Origin of the sequence: Streptomyces sp. Ru71, from assembly GCF_002920535.1 — a bacterium.
Lineage (GTDB): Bacteria > Actinomycetota > Actinomycetes > Streptomycetales > Streptomycetaceae > Streptomyces.
Map to the genome: position 1 here is coordinate 1 of NZ_PQSS01000123.1, position 14,409 is coordinate 14,409.

12 protein-coding genes are annotated in these 14,409 nt (G+C 73.7%); 6 read left to right on the forward strand and 6 right to left on the reverse strand.

All coding sequences use genetic code 11. The features are described 5' to 3' along the window. The first annotated feature begins 265 nt into the window (after positions 1–265). Together C3489_RS36565 and C3489_RS36570 are read left to right on the forward strand one after the other, a co-directional pair. Entirely contained in the window at positions 266–1,888 is a 1,623-nt protein-coding gene (locus C3489_RS36565) for a carboxylesterase/lipase family protein (protein WP_181139990.1), read from the forward strand. Between the two features lie 444 nt (positions 1,889–2,332). Beyond that, positions 2,333–2,983: an HAD family phosphatase gene (locus C3489_RS36570; RefSeq protein ID WP_103786453.1), complete on the forward strand. Its 651-nt coding sequence runs from the start codon at positions 2,333–2,335 to the stop codon at positions 2,981–2,983. 25 nt (positions 2,984–3,008) lie between these two features. On the opposite strand, the gene mmuM is transcribed toward C3489_RS36570, so the two are convergent. Then, on the reverse strand, positions 3,009–3,962 hold the full coding sequence (gene mmuM, locus C3489_RS36575; protein ID WP_103786454.1) for a homocysteine S-methyltransferase: 954 nt from the start codon (positions 3,960–3,962) through the stop codon (positions 3,009–3,011). Positions 3,963–3,990: 28 nt separating this feature from the next. Further along, positions 3,991–5,664 (reverse strand): rhamnogalacturonan lyase B N-terminal domain-containing protein, encoded by a 1,674-nt coding sequence (locus tag C3489_RS36580; protein WP_103786455.1) that lies wholly within the window; start codon positions 5,662–5,664, stop codon positions 3,991–3,993. Positions 5,665–5,851: 187 nt separating this feature from the next. Here C3489_RS36580 and C3489_RS36585 point away from each other — a divergent pair, with 187 nt between their 5' ends. The 4 genes from C3489_RS36585 to C3489_RS36600 all read left to right on the forward strand — a co-directional run bounded on the left by C3489_RS36585 (position 5,852) and on the right by C3489_RS36600 (position 8,723). Continuing rightward, complete coding sequence (locus C3489_RS36585; protein WP_103786456.1) at positions 5,852–6,916, forward strand: rhamnogalacturonan acetylesterase; 1,065 nt, start codon at positions 5,852–5,854, stop codon at positions 6,914–6,916. A 100-nt stretch (positions 6,917–7,016) separates the two neighbouring features. Next, positions 7,017–7,391: a VOC family protein gene (locus tag C3489_RS38470; RefSeq protein WP_146075400.1), complete on the forward strand. Its 375-nt coding sequence runs from the start codon at positions 7,017–7,019 to the stop codon at positions 7,389–7,391. A 67-nt stretch (positions 7,392–7,458) separates the two neighbouring features. Next, on the forward strand, positions 7,459–7,935 hold the full coding sequence (locus C3489_RS36595) for a hypothetical protein (RefSeq protein ID WP_103786458.1): 477 nt from the start codon (positions 7,459–7,461) through the stop codon (positions 7,933–7,935). Further along, a complete protein-coding gene (locus C3489_RS36600; RefSeq protein WP_103786459.1) occupies positions 7,932–8,723 on the forward strand; it encodes an isocitrate lyase/phosphoenolpyruvate mutase family protein in 792 nt (263 codons plus the stop codon). The genes C3489_RS36595 and C3489_RS36600 overlap by 4 nt, the downstream gene beginning before the upstream one ends. Here the strand turns inward: C3489_RS36600 and C3489_RS36605 are convergent. The 4 genes from C3489_RS36605 to C3489_RS36620 form a co-directional block, all read right to left on the reverse strand. Continuing rightward, on the reverse strand, positions 8,698–9,477 hold the full coding sequence (locus C3489_RS36605) for an alpha/beta fold hydrolase (RefSeq protein WP_103786460.1): 780 nt from the start codon (positions 9,475–9,477) through the stop codon (positions 8,698–8,700). The genes C3489_RS36600 and C3489_RS36605 overlap by 26 nt on opposite strands. Then, positions 9,470–10,054, reverse strand: a complete 585-nt coding sequence (locus C3489_RS36610; protein WP_103786461.1) for a TetR/AcrR family transcriptional regulator — start codon at positions 10,052–10,054, stop codon at positions 9,470–9,472. Before C3489_RS36610 ends, C3489_RS36605 begins: the two co-directional genes overlap by 8 nt. 68 nt (positions 10,055–10,122) lie before the next feature. Then, positions 10,123–12,981 (reverse strand): glycoside hydrolase family 2 TIM barrel-domain containing protein, encoded by a 2,859-nt coding sequence (locus tag C3489_RS36615; protein WP_103786462.1) that lies wholly within the window; start codon positions 12,979–12,981, stop codon positions 10,123–10,125. Between the two features lie 98 nt (positions 12,982–13,079). Beyond that, positions 13,080–14,255: an ROK family transcriptional regulator gene (locus tag C3489_RS36620; RefSeq protein ID WP_181139991.1), complete on the reverse strand. Its 1,176-nt coding sequence runs from the start codon at positions 14,253–14,255 to the stop codon at positions 13,080–13,082. Positions 14,256–14,409: the final 154 nt, after the last annotated feature.

A 14,409-nucleotide genomic window follows, 5' to 3' on the forward strand; every position in this document is an offset into this window, starting at 1 on the left:
GTGCCGGGTGGCGTCGTGGGTCTGGTGGCGCGTCGTGTCGGGTGGCGTGTTGTGCCCGGTGGCGTGTTGTGCCGGGTGGCGTCGTGGGTCTGGTGGCGCGTCGTGTTGAGTGGCGCGTCGTGCCCGGTGGCGCGTTGTGTCGGGTGGCGTGTTGTGCCGGATGGCGTTGTACGTCGAATGGCGCAGTGGGGCGGAATACCTCGCGCGATCGTGATGCTCTGGTGTTACCGCGCTTGTCAGCGCGTGGCGAAGGGCTGGTGGGCGTATGGCAGCAGACCGGACGGAGCCCGTGGTCAGGACGCCGCACGGGCGGATACGCGGCAGGTACGAGCACGGCATCGCCGTCTTCCGGGGCATCCCCTACGCGGCACCCCCCTTCGGGCCGCGGCGGTTCCGGCCGCCCGTGCCGCCCGAGCCGTGGGACGGCGTGCGCGACGCCGGGGCCTTCGGGCCGACGCCGCCGAAACCGCCGTACTCGGACGCCTTCGAGAAGTACCTGTCCGACCCGGTCGTGCCGGGTGAGGACTGCCTCAACCTCAACGTCTGGACCCCCGACCCGGACCCAGCGGCCCGGCTCCCGGTACTGGTGTGGTTCCACGGCGGCGCCCTGACTCGGGGCTCCTCCGCCGTACCGGTCTACGACGGCCTCCCCTTCGCCCGCGACGGCGTCGTCCTCGTGTCGGTGAACTACCGGCTGGGTGTGGAAGGTTACGGACTGTTCCCCGACGCCCCCGCCAACCCCGGTCTGCGCGACCAGCTCGCCGCGCTGCGCTGGGTGCACGAGGCGATCGAGGCCTTCGGCGGGGACCCGGCCCGCGTCACCCTGGCCGGCCAGTCCGCCGGGGCCATCAGCATCGGCGCGCTCATCGCCGCCCCGCAGGCGCAGGGCCTGTTCCGGCGGGCCGTACTGCAGAGCGGGCCACCGGAGTCCTTCGACCGGGACAAGGTGCGGCGCATGGTGCGCCGGATGGCCGCCCGGCTGAAGGTGCCCGCCACGGCCGAGGCGTTCGCCGCCGTCGACCCCGCCGCGCTGCTGCGCGCGCAGGCCGAGGTGGGGCGGCTGAGCAGCCCGGTGCTGGGCGGCCCGTCCTTCGGCATCGTCGTCGACGGCGACCTGGTGCCCCGCGACCCGTTGGAGGCCCTCGTCGACGGGGACGCCGCCGACGGCGTCGAGCTGCTGATGGGGTGGACCCGCGACGAGTACCGGCTGTGGCTCGTTCCCGGCGGTCTCGTCGAACGCGTCGACCGGCTCGGGCCGGTGGCCCTCGCGGGGGCCATGGCCCGCTGTCACTGCGGGCACGAGGTCGTGCGCGGGTACCGGGCGCTGCACCCCGACGCCGGGCCCGCCGAGATCGTCGGTCAGCTCGTCACCGACCACCTGCTGCGCATCCCGCTGCACCGGCTGGCCGATGCCCGGCCCGGCTCGTCGTACGTCTACGAGTTCGCCTGGCCGTCGCTGTTGCCTGGTCTCGGGGCCTGTCACGCGCTGGAGCTGGGCTTCGTCTTCGACACCGGTGAGCTGCCGGAGTCGGCCAAACTGGCCGGTGAGGGCGGGCCGCAGCTTCTGGCCGAGCAGATGCACCGCGCGTGGGTGCGGTTTGTCGCCGACGGTGAGCCGGGGTGGGAGGCGTGGGACGCCTCGCATCCGGTGCGTGTCTTCGGTGAGTTGCTTGAGCCGCGTGAGGAGGGGCGCGTGGACGTGGTGCGCGATCCCTATACGGCGCACGGGCCGCGGGACCGTGAACTGTCCCTGTGGCGCCTGGATGCTGCGGCTCGGGCTGCGGTCGCCGCGTCTTCGACTCCGGCGGCGGGGCCGGGGCCTCGGACCGTGGAACTGCGGTCAGCGGTACGGCGGTTGCGGCGGTCGGCGGTTTTGCGGCGCCGGTGAGGCCGTCCCGGCGTGCGTTGTGCCTGCGGCGGCGGGTCGGTTTTCGGCTGCGGGTGCGTTGTGGTTGCTCGCTTGTGCCTGCGGCGGCCTGTTGCTGTTGCGTTGTGGCTGGTCGCGCAGTTCCCCGCGCCCCTTGAGTGCCTGCGGCGGCCTGTTGCTGTTGCGTTGTGGTTGCTCGCGCAGTTCCCCGCGCCCCTTGTGTGCCTGCGGCGGCCTGTTGCTGTTGCGTCGTGGCGTGCGTAGCGCCTGCGGCCGGTGGTCACTGCGGGGCCGCGGTGGGGGGTGTCCGTCCTCGGTCCGGCCCGCTGTCTCCGACGCGGTGAGGGTTGGCGGTGCCGGCCGCTCCGGGCGGACACCCCCCACCCCGGCCCCTCCCGCCGGCGGGCGACTGCGGGCCGTCGGGTGTGCGGGTCGTCGCCATCGGCGGGGTGGCATGATCGGGTGGTGATCAGTGAATCGGGCGGACGTTCGAGGTGTGTGCTGTTCGATGTCGACGGCACCCTGATGGACGCGGTGAGCAATCAGCGCGAGGTGTGGCGTGCGTGGGCCCGGCGGTACGGGCTGGATGCGGACGAGGTCTATGAAGTCGCCCTGCGTACGCGGCCGGTCGAGACCTTTGGCCAGGTCGCCGGGCATCTCGATGCGGGGGAGTGTCTGGCCGCGCTGCACGAGCTTGAGGACGACGACGTGCGGTCCGGTGTCTACGCTGCTTTCGACGGCGCGGCGGAGCTTTTGTGTGGGTTGCCCGCCGGGGCCTGGGCCCTGGTCACCTCGAACTACGAGCACCGGGTGCGGGGGCGTTTCCTGCGTACGGGACTGCCGGTGCCGAGTGTGATCGTGGACGCGGCCGCTGTCGAGGAGGGCAAGCCCTCTGCCGTTCCGTATCTGCGGGCCGCCGCGCTGCTGGGTGCCGAGCCGGAGGACTGTCTGGTCGTCGAGGACGCGCCGTCGGGCGTGCGGTCCGGGCTGCGGGCCGGGATGACGGTGTGGGGTGTGAACGCCCCTGCCCCGGTGGAGGGCGTGCACCGCCACTTCGGCACTCTGCGGGAGGCGGTCCCGCACATCCTGGCCTTCGTGGCGGGCGCGCATCGGTGAGCGTGGGGGCAGAACCAGTACCGGATCAGTGGCCCTGTTGTTGCCTCAGCGTCGCTGCGATCGACTCGATGGCCTGGGGGCCCACTCGGCAGCAGCCGCCGATCACGCGGGCGCCCGACTGCTGCCAGGCGAGGACCTGTTCGGTCGTGAAGGTGGAGCGGCCGTCCCAGGCGCGGGAGGTGGCGTCCCAGCGTTCTCCGCTGTTGGGGTAGACCACAACTGGCTTGCCGGTGACGCGTGCCGCGGTTTCGACTGCGGCCGGTACGTCCTGCGGGGCGCAGCAGTTGACGCCGACCGCGATCACCTCGTCGGCGTCGGCGGCGAGCGCGAAGGCGTCCTGGAGTTGTTGTCCGGCGCGGGTGCGGTCGCCTTCGATCGTGTACGACAGCCACGCCGGGACGCCTAGCCCGCGCACCGCCCGCAGCAGGGCCGTGGCCTCGTCGGTGTCGGGGACCGTCTCCAGCGCGAACACGTCCGGCCCGGCCGCCGCCAGCGCCTCCATCCGGGGGCGGTGGAAACGCTCCAGTTGCTGCACCGTGAGTCCGTAGCGGCCCCGGTACTCCGAGCCGTCGGCGAGCATCGCCCCGTAGGGGCCGACCGAGGCGGCCACCCACAGCTGCCGGTCGACCCCCTTCGTGCGGGCGCGTGCCATCGCCTCGCGGGCCAGCTCCACGCTCAGGCCGAGGAGTCGGGCCGCCCGGGGGCGGTCGATCCCGCGTCGGGCGAAGCCCTCGAAGGTGGCCTGGTAACTGGCGGTGATCGCCACGTCGGCGCCCGCCTCGAAGTAGGCGAGATGCGCCTCGGTGACCGCCTCGGGCCGCTCGGCGAGCAGCCGCGCCGACCACAGCTCGTCGCTCAGGTCGTGCCCGGCCGCCTCCAGCTGGTTGGACATGCCGCCGTCCAGGACGACCGTCCCGGCCGCGAGGGCCTCGGCGAGCGGGGCGGGGGAGGTGGAGGGACGCGGGTTCTCGCTGGTCATGCCATGACGCTAGTCGCCCGTGTGACGCTCACGCCAGCAGGTCGATCGCGTCGATCGCCGTCCCCGCGCTCAGGAACCCGGTGGTCCCCGAACCGCTGACGATGTCGATCCGCAGCACGTTGTACGTGTCCGTGCGCCAGGCGCTCGCCGGGACGCTGTAGGAGAAGGTGTGGTTGTTGCCCCGGTAGGAGCCCACGGTCAGGGAGCGGGTGCCCGGCTGGGTGGGAGGGGAGGGGATCGGTGACGTCCAGACGTCGTTGACGGTCACCTGGGGGCGGCCGTTGGCGTAGGCGGTCGTCACGCCGATGCGCAGCGTGTGGGCGGCGGCGGCCTGGGCCGCGGTGAGCCTGAAGTACACCAACAGCCCGCTGTTGACGTCCTTCCACAGGTAGCAGGGGAAGGCCGACGTCTCGCTGCCGCTGCCGATCACCACGTTGCCGGTCCAGGACGCGGCCCGTACGTCCGACGGGTGCGCGTACGTCATCAGGTCGGCGTTCTTGAAACCGCTCGGCGTGCCGGTCCAGTCGCCGATCCGCCAGATCGCGCTCGCCCGGGAGGGGTCGTTCACGGCCGGGATGGTGATCGTGTTCAGCGTGGTCGTCGATCCGGCCGACACCGTCACCTGCGTGGTGTAGACGGCGAGTTCGGCCTTGTGGACGGTCAGGGTGTACGTCCCCGGCAGCACGCCGGCGATGGAGAAGAAGCCGTCCGAGGAGCGCGCCGCACCCCAGTACTGGGCGTCGGCGTTGGCGAGCCCCACCGTGTACGGGTACGCCGCGTCGCGGCCGGCGATGCCGACGCCCGCGACCCGGCCCCGGCCGCTCGCCGGGACGTATCCGGAGATGCCGAGCGAGTCCGCCCACGGGGTGGTGAGCGTGCCGGGGAAGAGGGACGAGGAGGGGGCGCCGCCGTCCGTGAAGGCGATCACATAGGGGCCCTGGAGGCCGAACCGCTGGGCCTCCGTCTGGTTCTCGCCGTAGTGGAGGATCTCGTACAGGCCGCCGCCGTCCGCGCTCTGGTGGCGCAGCAGGGAGCGGTAGAAGGGGCCGCCGGAGGCCTTCTCGTGGTTGCTGCGCACCATCCACAGGCCGACGCTCCCGGTCGTCCAGCCGATGTGGTCGTAGTCCGACACGCGCAGCCGTGAGTAGTGCTTGGAGCGGGTCTGGCCGTCGGCCTTGCGGAACACGTCGGAGGCCTCGACGGTGGTCGGCGCGTAGGTGTACGAGTCGGGTTCGTCGTTGAGGAACATCCCCGCCTTCACGCGCACGATGTACCGGCTCGCGGTGACCGAGTCGTCGGCCTTGTTCGTCCACAGGTAGATGTTGTTCTCGCCGCTGCGGGCCGCGTAGTAGTGCTTCAGCGTGCCGTACGCGACGGAGATCAGGATCGTCGAGCCGGACTGGCGGAGGGTCACCGTCGACGCGCCGAGGCCGGACTCGACGTGGGAGTTCTTGCCGCCGTAGCCCTGGTACTCGACGCCCCGGTACACCAGTGAGGTGAGGTCGCCGTTGGTCTTGCTCACCTTGAAGACGAGCTGCGCGCCGGTGTCGACGACGTAGTGCGTGCCGTCGTCGCTCCAGCCGAAGCCCGCGGCCGAGGCCGAGCCGGCCAAGGGGCCGGTGAGTGCGGCCGTGCCGGCGGCGGCCGCCGAGCCGAGGACGAGGGTACGGCGTCGGAGCGCTCCGCTTCCGGAACCGGGCATGGGGGTGCCTCCTTGGCGTGGGGGGTGCGGGCGATAGGCAGCGTGACAGTTGAATCGATTTTGGGAAAGGGCTTGCGCAGGGAATGAGTTGGCGGCTTGAGGAATCGTGGTGGGGGGGTGGAAAGCGCTTGTTCCAAGCGGTACGGTCTCGGCTCGGCCGTGTCCCCGACCGACTTCTGGAGCCGTCATGAGACGTTTCAACGCCGCCGCGCTGGCGGCGGCCGCCCTGGGTGCCGCGCTGACCGGGGCCCCGGCCCACGCGGCCCCGGACCAGGCGCCCGGACTCGCGCACTGCACCGCCACCGCCTGCCACTTCGACGTCCCGCCCGGCACCTACGACGTCCAGGTGCTGCTCGGCGGGGACACCGCCTCCCGCACCGACCTGACCGGCGAGACGCGCCGCGCCCTGCTCCCGGAGACCGCCGTCCCGGCCGGCGAGCGCGTCGCACGCAGCTTCACCGTGGACGTGCGCACCCCCGAGGGCGAGCCCACCGGACCCGACGGCACACCCGGCCTGGACCTGGCCGTCGGCGGCACCGCCCCCGCGCTCGCCGGCATCCGGGTCACCCCCGCCCGGCACAGCCGCCAGATCTTCCTCGTCGGCGACTCCACGGTCTGCGACCAGCCCGGCGATCCCTACTCCGGCTGGGGCCAGCAGCTGCCGCAGTACCTGCGCAAGGGGCTCTCCGTCGCCAACCACGCCGACTCCGGCGAGAGCACGGTGACGTATCTGCAGGACCCGCGGCTGTGGGCCACCGTGCGTCCGCTGATCCGCCCTGGTGACCTGGTCCTGATCCAGCTCGCCCACAACGACAAGACGACCGACCGGGCCACCTACCGCGCCAACCTCGAAACCCTGGTGGCGGGCGTGCGCGAGCAGGGCGGCGAGCCGGTGCTCGTCACCCCGATCGTGCGCCGCTGGTTCAACGCCGACGGCACCCTGAACAACAACACCGCCCTGCTCGTCAACGGCCTCGGCGTCGACCACCCGGCGGTCGTCCGCTCCGTCGCCGCCGCCGAGGGCGTGCCGCTCGTCGACCTCACCGCCCGGACCAAGGCCCTGGTGGAGTCGCTGGGCGTGGAGGGCTCCAAGGCGCTGTACCTGTACAACGAGAAGCGCGACAACACCCATACGTCCGTGCACGGCGCCACCGTGTACGCCGGCCTGGTCCGCGACGAACTCGTCGCCCTGGGCCTGGTACCGGCGGGCCTGGTGCGGCCGGACGGGGGTGCCGCCCGGCAGGCGCAGTGAGCGTTTCCGGGGCCGGTCCGCGGCCTCTTCGCCCGGAACAGGCCCTCCCCGACGGTTAATTGCGTTGTCAGCGCGTCGGCCCCGCACCCACAATCCCCGGATGACCTCTGCCATTCGCCACACCACCATCGACTCCGCCGACGCCTACGGGCTCGCCACCTTCTGGTCCGAGGTGCTGGGCCTGCCCCTGCACGACGACGACAAGCCGGGGGACCCCGAGGTGCTCATCGAGGGCGCCGGGCTGCTGTTCGTCACCGTGTCGGAGGCGAAGACGCTCAAGAACCGGGTGCACCTCGACCTCCAGCCGCAGGACCGCACCCGCGAGGAGGAGGTCGAGCGGCTGCTCGCCCTCGGCGCCACCCTGGTCGACGACCGGCGCAACCCGGACGGCACCGGATGGGCCGTCCTCGCCGACCCCGAGGGCAACGAGTTCTGTGTGGAGCGCAGCGCCGCCGAACGCGCCGCGACCGGCTGAGCCGCCCGGCCCCGGGCGCGCGGACACTTCGGCCGGCGCCGAACGGCCGCGCGCCTAGCGTGCCCGTATGACCCGAAGCCAGCAGCCGGCCGAGCACCCCGGCCGCACCCCCGCCCAGGCCGTCACCGGCATGGTCGAGCACGTCCTCGCGCTCGCCGCCGGCTGGACCGCCTGGGACGGCACACCCGTCCACGCCGACGACCGCGTGTACACCCCGCACAAGGCGATCCGCCGGGTCGCCGACCACCTCGTCGACCATCTCGCCGAGCTGGAGGCCCGCTCGGCCGGCGAGCCGCCGCTGCCCGACCACTGGCACGCCTCCGCCGTCACCACCCCCGCCGACCTCGCCCCCTTCACCCCCGAGGACCTGGACGAGGCCCGCAGCCGGCTCACCCGGCTCGCCCGGATCTGGGCCGTACGCCTGGACGCGCTCACCGACGAACAGCTCGACCACTCGCCGGGCGACGGCTGGAGCTTCCGGCGGCTCGCCCTGCACGTGGCCGAGTCGGTGTACTACGCGGACGCGGTGGGGGATCTCTCGTGACGGCCTTCGCCGCACTGCACCGCGCGGGCGAGCCGTTGCTGCTGCCGTGCGCCTGGGACCACGCCTCCGCGCACGCCCTGGCCGCGCAGGGGTTCGGGGCGATCGGCACCACCAGTCTCGGCGTGGCCGCGGCGGCCGGCCTGCCCGACGCGGCGGCGGCGACCCGCGAGGAGACCCTGCGCCTCGCCCTCGTGCTCGGCTCGGGCCCGTTCCTGCTGAGTGTGGACGCCGAGGGCGGATTCACCGACGACCCCGGCGAAGTGGCCGAGCTGGCATGCCGGTTGTGGGCCGTGGGGGCCGTCGGGATCAACCTGGAGGACGGGCTGGGTTCCGCCGAACGGCACGCCGCGAAGATCGCCGCGGTCAAGGCGGCGGTGCCCGGCCTGTTCGTCAACGCCCGCACCGACACCCACTGGCTCGGCGACGGCGACGGAACGGAGACTGCGCGCCGCCTCGATCTTTATCAACAGGCGGGTGCCGACGAGGTGTTCGTGCCCGGGCTGGGCGACCCGCGGGCCATTTCCGCCCTGGTGCGGCAGCTGTCGGTGCCGCTGAACATCCTCTACACGCCGGACGGTCCCACCGTGGCCCACCTCGCGGACCTCGGTGTGCGCCGGATCAGCCTCGGCTCGCTGCTGTACCGGCGGGCGCTGGGCGCGGCCGTGGAGGCGGCTGTGCAGGTGCGCGCCGGGGGGACGCCCGGGGGCACGGCACCGCCGTACGAGGCGGTCCGCGCCCTGGCCGGCCCGCCGGGCTGCGGATCTACGGAACCGCGAGCGCCTCGCTGACGCCGTCCGCGAACGCCTCGGGGAACTCGGCCGCTCCCAGGTGCCCGCCCGGCAGTTCGGTGAACCGGCAGCCGTGCCGCTCGGCGAGGAAGGCGGCCGTCCGGTGCGGCAGCTGCCCGCGGGAAGCGGTGCCCGCGGCGAGGGTCAGCCGCCCGGCGGGGAGCCCGGCCGGGGGCACGTACCCCGAGAAGGGGACCAGGACGCGGCTGAGGAAGACGGCCATCGGGTTCGACAACTCCTCCTGCGGGGAGGGCGGTTCTCCCGGTGCCGGGTCCGGCGCCGGGAGGCCCTCCAGCTCCGCGGCGAGCCGGGCTCCGGCCGCGGCGAGCCCGGCGCTGCGGTAGGTGTCGTGCACCGCGCGCAGGCCCCGGTGGCGCTGGTCGCCGTCGGGCAGTACGGCCACGCACGGCGGCTCGTGCGCGACGACGTGCCGCAGCCGTCGCGGATGGCGGGCGAGCAGGTCGAGGGCGGCGATGCCGCCGGAACTGAAACCGAGCACGTGGGCCGACTCGCCCTCGGGGAGCGTCGCGTCGAGGGCCCGCCGGGCCGCCTCGCTCCAGTCGGCCACTCGCTGCTCGGGGACGGGCCGGCCCAGGCGCCCGTGGGCGAGGCCGAGCGGGTCGAGGACGACGACGGTGTGCCGCGCCGCCAGCCGCCGGACGAGCGCGTCCAGCCCCATGGGGTGCCCGGCGCCGCCCGGCAGCACCAGCAGCACCGGTCCGCTGCCGTGGACGTCGTAGGACGGCTCAGTCACCGGCGGGCTCCTCGCTCGGCCAGTTCTCCAGGGCCACGTGCAGCGCCTCGACGGCCCGTTCCCAGGAACGCTGTACGTCCCTGGGGGCGCCGAAGCCGCCGCCGGACTCCAGGGCGCAGTACCCGTGGAAGGTGCTGCGCAGCAGGCGCACGGCGTCGGTGAGGTCGGGTTCCGTCAGGTCGTAGGCGCGCAGCATGCCGTAGGTGATCTCCGAGGTGCGGCGCAGCGCGGGGGAGTCGGTGACCAGGGCCTGGTCGAGCCGGATCTGGGTGGCGGCGTAGCGGCCCGGGTGTGCGAGGGCGTACGCGCGGTAGGCGCCGGCGAAGGCGGCCAGCGCGTCCTTGCCGGACCGGCCCGCCACGGCGGCGGCGATCTCGTCGATCATCTCGCCGCCGGCCAGCAGGGCGAGCCGGGTGCGCAGGTCCTGCAGATTGCGCACGTGCGAGTACAGGCTGGCGTCCTTCACCCCGAAGTGCCGCGCGAGGGCGGACAGGGTGACGTTCTCGAAGCCGACCTCGTCGGCGAGTTCGGCGGCGGCCGCGACGAGACGGTCGGCGGTGAGGCCGGCACGGGCCATGGGGACCTTCCGTTTCCTAGGGGGTCTAGGTAACAGCCTAGTACAGGAAGGTCCCCGGAGGGGATCGGTCAGCCGGCCGGTGAGAAGACGAACGAGAACTCGGCCGGTTCCGGGTGCAGAAAGTACTGCGGCAGCGGGCCCGGGCCGCAGGACTGGGAGCCGATGCCGTGCTGGCCGTGGTCCAGGTTCACCCAGACCGTGCCGCCCGGGGTGAGGCCGGTGCGGTGTGTCGCCGCGTCCAGTTGCTCCGTCGTCCAGCGCCGGGCGGTCAGCCAGAACTCCGGGTCGCCCTCGACACGCAGGCCGCCCAGTTCCGCCCAGCGCACGTCGGCGCGGGCGCCGTTCTCCTGCGGGCGGACGTACGGCGTCTGCAACGCGTCCACCGTCGACCGCCACAGGCCGAGCGCCGACGCCTGCCGGGTGTCCGGGTACGCCTCCCCCGGGCCGCCGCCGAACCAGCGCACCTCGTCGGCCGCCGCGAGAGCGAAACGGACGCCGAGCCGCGGCAGCGGAACCGTCCAGTCGCCCTCGGGGCCCACGGACACCGTCAGCTTCAGCCGCTTCCCGTCGGACGTCCACCGGTACACCGTGCGCAGGCCGATGTCCCAGCCGGCCGGCGCCACCCGGGTGCGCACGGTCAGCGCCTCGCCGGCCGGCTCCACCGCGTCCAGCCGGTGCCGCATGCGGTGCAGGCCGAACCTGCGCCACAACAGGCCGTAGCGGACGTGGTCCTGCCAGGAGGCGCCCAGGTCGTTGTCGGTCGGCGCCCGCCACACGTCCAGGCGCAGCCCCTCGACGGTCACACCGCCGACGCCGAGCAGCGCGCCGGTGCGGGCGTCGAAGACGCCGGGGCCGAGCGTGAGGCGGCCGCCGGCCGGGACCGGGCGGGCGGTCGCGGCGACATACGGGGCCGGCCGCCGGGAGACCGTCCACTGGCCCCAGGCCACCTCGTGGCCGGCCGGCGCCCATGCCGTGCCGGCCGCCAGCCGGGCGCGCACCGTCCACTGCGTCTCCGCGCCGGGGCTCGGCGCCTCGGGCGGCTCGGGCAGCTTCACGTCGGCCGACTCGCCGGGGGCCAGGGCCGGGACGCCCAGCGCGCCCTCGGCCACGGTCTCGCCGTCCACCTGGTACGACCAGGTGAACGCCAGCGCGGACAGGTCGGCGAAGTCCTGCTTGTTCGTCACCCGGACCGTGCCGCCCTCACCGGTGATCCCGACCGGCTCGACGACCTTCTTGTACTCCAGCAGGCCGGGGGAGGGCCGCCGGTCGGGGAACAGCAGCCCGTCGCACACGAAGTTGCCGTCGTGCAGCTCCTCGCCGAAGTCGCCGCCGTAGGCGTAGCCCAGCTCCGGGTGCGCGATGCCGTGGTCGATCCACTCCCAGACGAAGCCGCCCTGGAGACGGTCGTACGACTCGAACAGCCGCTGGTAGTCGGCCAGTCCGCCCGGACCGTTGCCCATGGCGTGGGCGTACTCGCACAGGACGAACGGCAGCGCGCGCCGCTTCTCGGGGCCGCCGTCCAGGCCGCGGCCGATCCGCTCGACCTCCTCGTGCGCGGCGTACATCCGCGAGTAGACGTCCGTGTCACGGCAGTTGCGGTCGCCCTCGTAGTGCAGCAGGCGGGAGGCGTCGCGGCCGCGGATCCACTCGGCCATCGCGGTCAGACCGCGCCCGGTGCCGGCCTCGTTGCCCAGCGACCACAGGACCACCGACGGATGGTTCTTGTCCCGCTCCACCATGCGCGCGGCGCGGTCCAGCAGCGCCGGGGTCCAGCGGTCGTCGTCGACGGGGTTGCCCCGCCAGTCCTGCTCGGTGAAGCCGTGGGTCTCCAGGTCGCACTCGTCGATCACCCACAGGCCCAGCTCGTCGCACAGGTCGAGGAACGCGGGGTGGGGCGGATAGTGGGAGGTGCGCACGGCGTTGATGTTGTGCCGCTTCATCAGCAGCACGTCCTCCCGCATCGTCGCGCGGTCCAGCGCCCGGCCCTTCTCCGGGTGCCACTCGTGCCGGTTGACGCCCTTGAACAGCACCGGCTCGCCGTTCACCCGGATCAGCCCGTCGCGCAGCTCCACCGTGCGGAAACCGATGCGCAGCGCGACCCGTTCGCCCTCCGTCGCCAGCACCCCGTCGTACAGCCGGGGCGTCTCCGCGGTCCAGGGCTCCACCGGAACCGTGACCGGCTCGCCGGTGGCGGTGTCCACGCCCAGCTCCGGCACCGTGACCCGGCCGTCGACGTCGGAGTCGACCCGCAGGGTGCCCTCGCCCGTGCGGTGGTCGTAGGACGCGTGGACGAAGAAGTCGGCCGCGCAGCCGGCCGGGCGGTGCAGCAGGGTCACGTCACGGAAGATGCCGGGCAGCCACCACTGGTCCTGGTCCTCCAGATAGGAGCCGGCCGACCACTGGTGGACGCGGACGGCGAGCACATTGCCGGCCGGCCGCAGCAGATGCCCGACGGCGAGCTCGTGCGGCAGCCGCGAGCCCTGGAAGACGCCGATGTCGGTGCCGTTGAGCCAGACCCGGGCGCAGGACTCCACGCCGTCGAAGCGCAGCACGGCACCGCCGCCGGCCGGCCAGTCGCCGGGCAGGTCGAAGACGCGCAGATGGTCACCGGTCGGGTTCTCGGTGGGCACCCGGGGCGGGTCGACCGGGAACGGGTAGAGGTGGTTGGTGTAGGCGGGCGAGCCATGGCCCTGCAGGACCCAGTGCCCGGGGACCGTGACCTCGGCCCAGTCCCCGGCGTCGTACCCGGGCGCGGCGAAGGAGTCGTCCCGCGCGTCCGCCGTCGCCGAGAGACGGAAGCGCCAGCTGCCGTTCAGCGACAGCCTCGCCGCGTCGGAGGAGGCGTACCAGGCCCGCGGCGGCAGGGCCACGTCGCCGGGGGAGACGTTCTCGACGTAGTCGGTGGAGGTGGTGCTGTGCTCGGACATCGGTCTCCAGACGGGTGTGAGGAAGCGACAGCCCTGATGCTCGGGGGAGGAGGCGACAGCCCTCGGTGGCCGTGCCCCGGTGGTCGTGGGAAGCGGCGTCAGACCGTGCGGCCGGCCCGCGGCACCGGTCTGCGGCCCGCCGGTGTCAGCGCCCCCTCCAGCGCGAACGTGGCCGCGCCCAGGCACACCGGGTCCGTGGGGATGGGGGACAGGACGATCTCCGTCGCGGCCAGCGGCCGGCGCAGCGCGTGCCGGGCGACGGCCTCGCGCACCTCGGTCAGCAGCGGCTCGCCCAGAGCGGCGGCGACCCAGCTGCTGAGGACGACCACTTCCGGGTTGAGGACGTTGACCAGGCCGGCGACGGCGGCGCCCAGGTGGCGTGCGGTGTCGCGGACCACCTGCGCGGCCACCGGGTCGCCCACCGCCACCCCACGGGCCAGCGCGTCGACGGTCGCCGTCTGGTCGCCGGGGTGCAACAGCGGGCTGTCGGGCGCCAGTTCGCGCAGGTTCCGCATGATGCCCAGGGCGCCGACGTACGTCTCCACACAGCCGCGGTTGCCGCAGTGGCACGCCCGCCCGTCCAGCACGAGGGTGGTGTGTCCCCACTCGCCGGCGCTGTTGCTGACCCCGCGGTGCACCGCGCCGCCGAGCACCAGGCCCGCGCCCACGCCGGTGCCCAGGTTGACCACCACGGCGTCCTCCCGGCCCCGGGCGGCGCCGAACCACAGCTCGGCCACCGCGCACGCGCGCAGCGGGTTGTCCAGGTGGAGCGGACGGGCGATGTGCTCGGCGAGCAGGTCGCGCAGCGGCACGTCGTGCCAGTCCCAGTTGGGCGCGTACTCGGCGACGCCGCCGTCCCGGTCCACCTGCCCCGGCACGCTCACGCCGACGCCGAGCACGTCGTCCTCCGCCACGCCGGCCCGGGCGGCCACCGAGCCGACGGCGGCGGCGACCTGGGCGGTCAGCCGCTCGGGGCGGCGCTCGCCGGGGCGCACCTCGTCCTCGGCGCGGGCGACGACGCTGAGCGCCAGGTCGAACAGCTCGGCACGGACGTACGTCTCGGCGATGTCGACGCCGATCAGCGCGCCGCCGGAGGCGTTGACGGCGACCAGCTTGCGGGGGCGGCCGCCGGCCGAGTCCTCGAAGCCGACCTCCGTGACCATCCCGAGGTCGAGCAGCTCGCCGACGAGGGTGGCGACCGTCGCCAGCGAGAGGCCGGTGGCGGCCGCCAGTTCCTGCCGCGAGGCGGGCGAGGAGGCGATGATCCGGCGCATGACCTGGTACCGGTTCGCGGTGCGTATGTCACGTGAGGTGTGCTTCACCGGATCGCCTCCTTGCCGTTCAGGCTAGGGGGCGGCCCGGGCTTTCAACAAGGGTTTCGAAAGGGGTCGGAAAAAGCCCCTGCCCCAGCCCGTCCAAGCCCGCCCC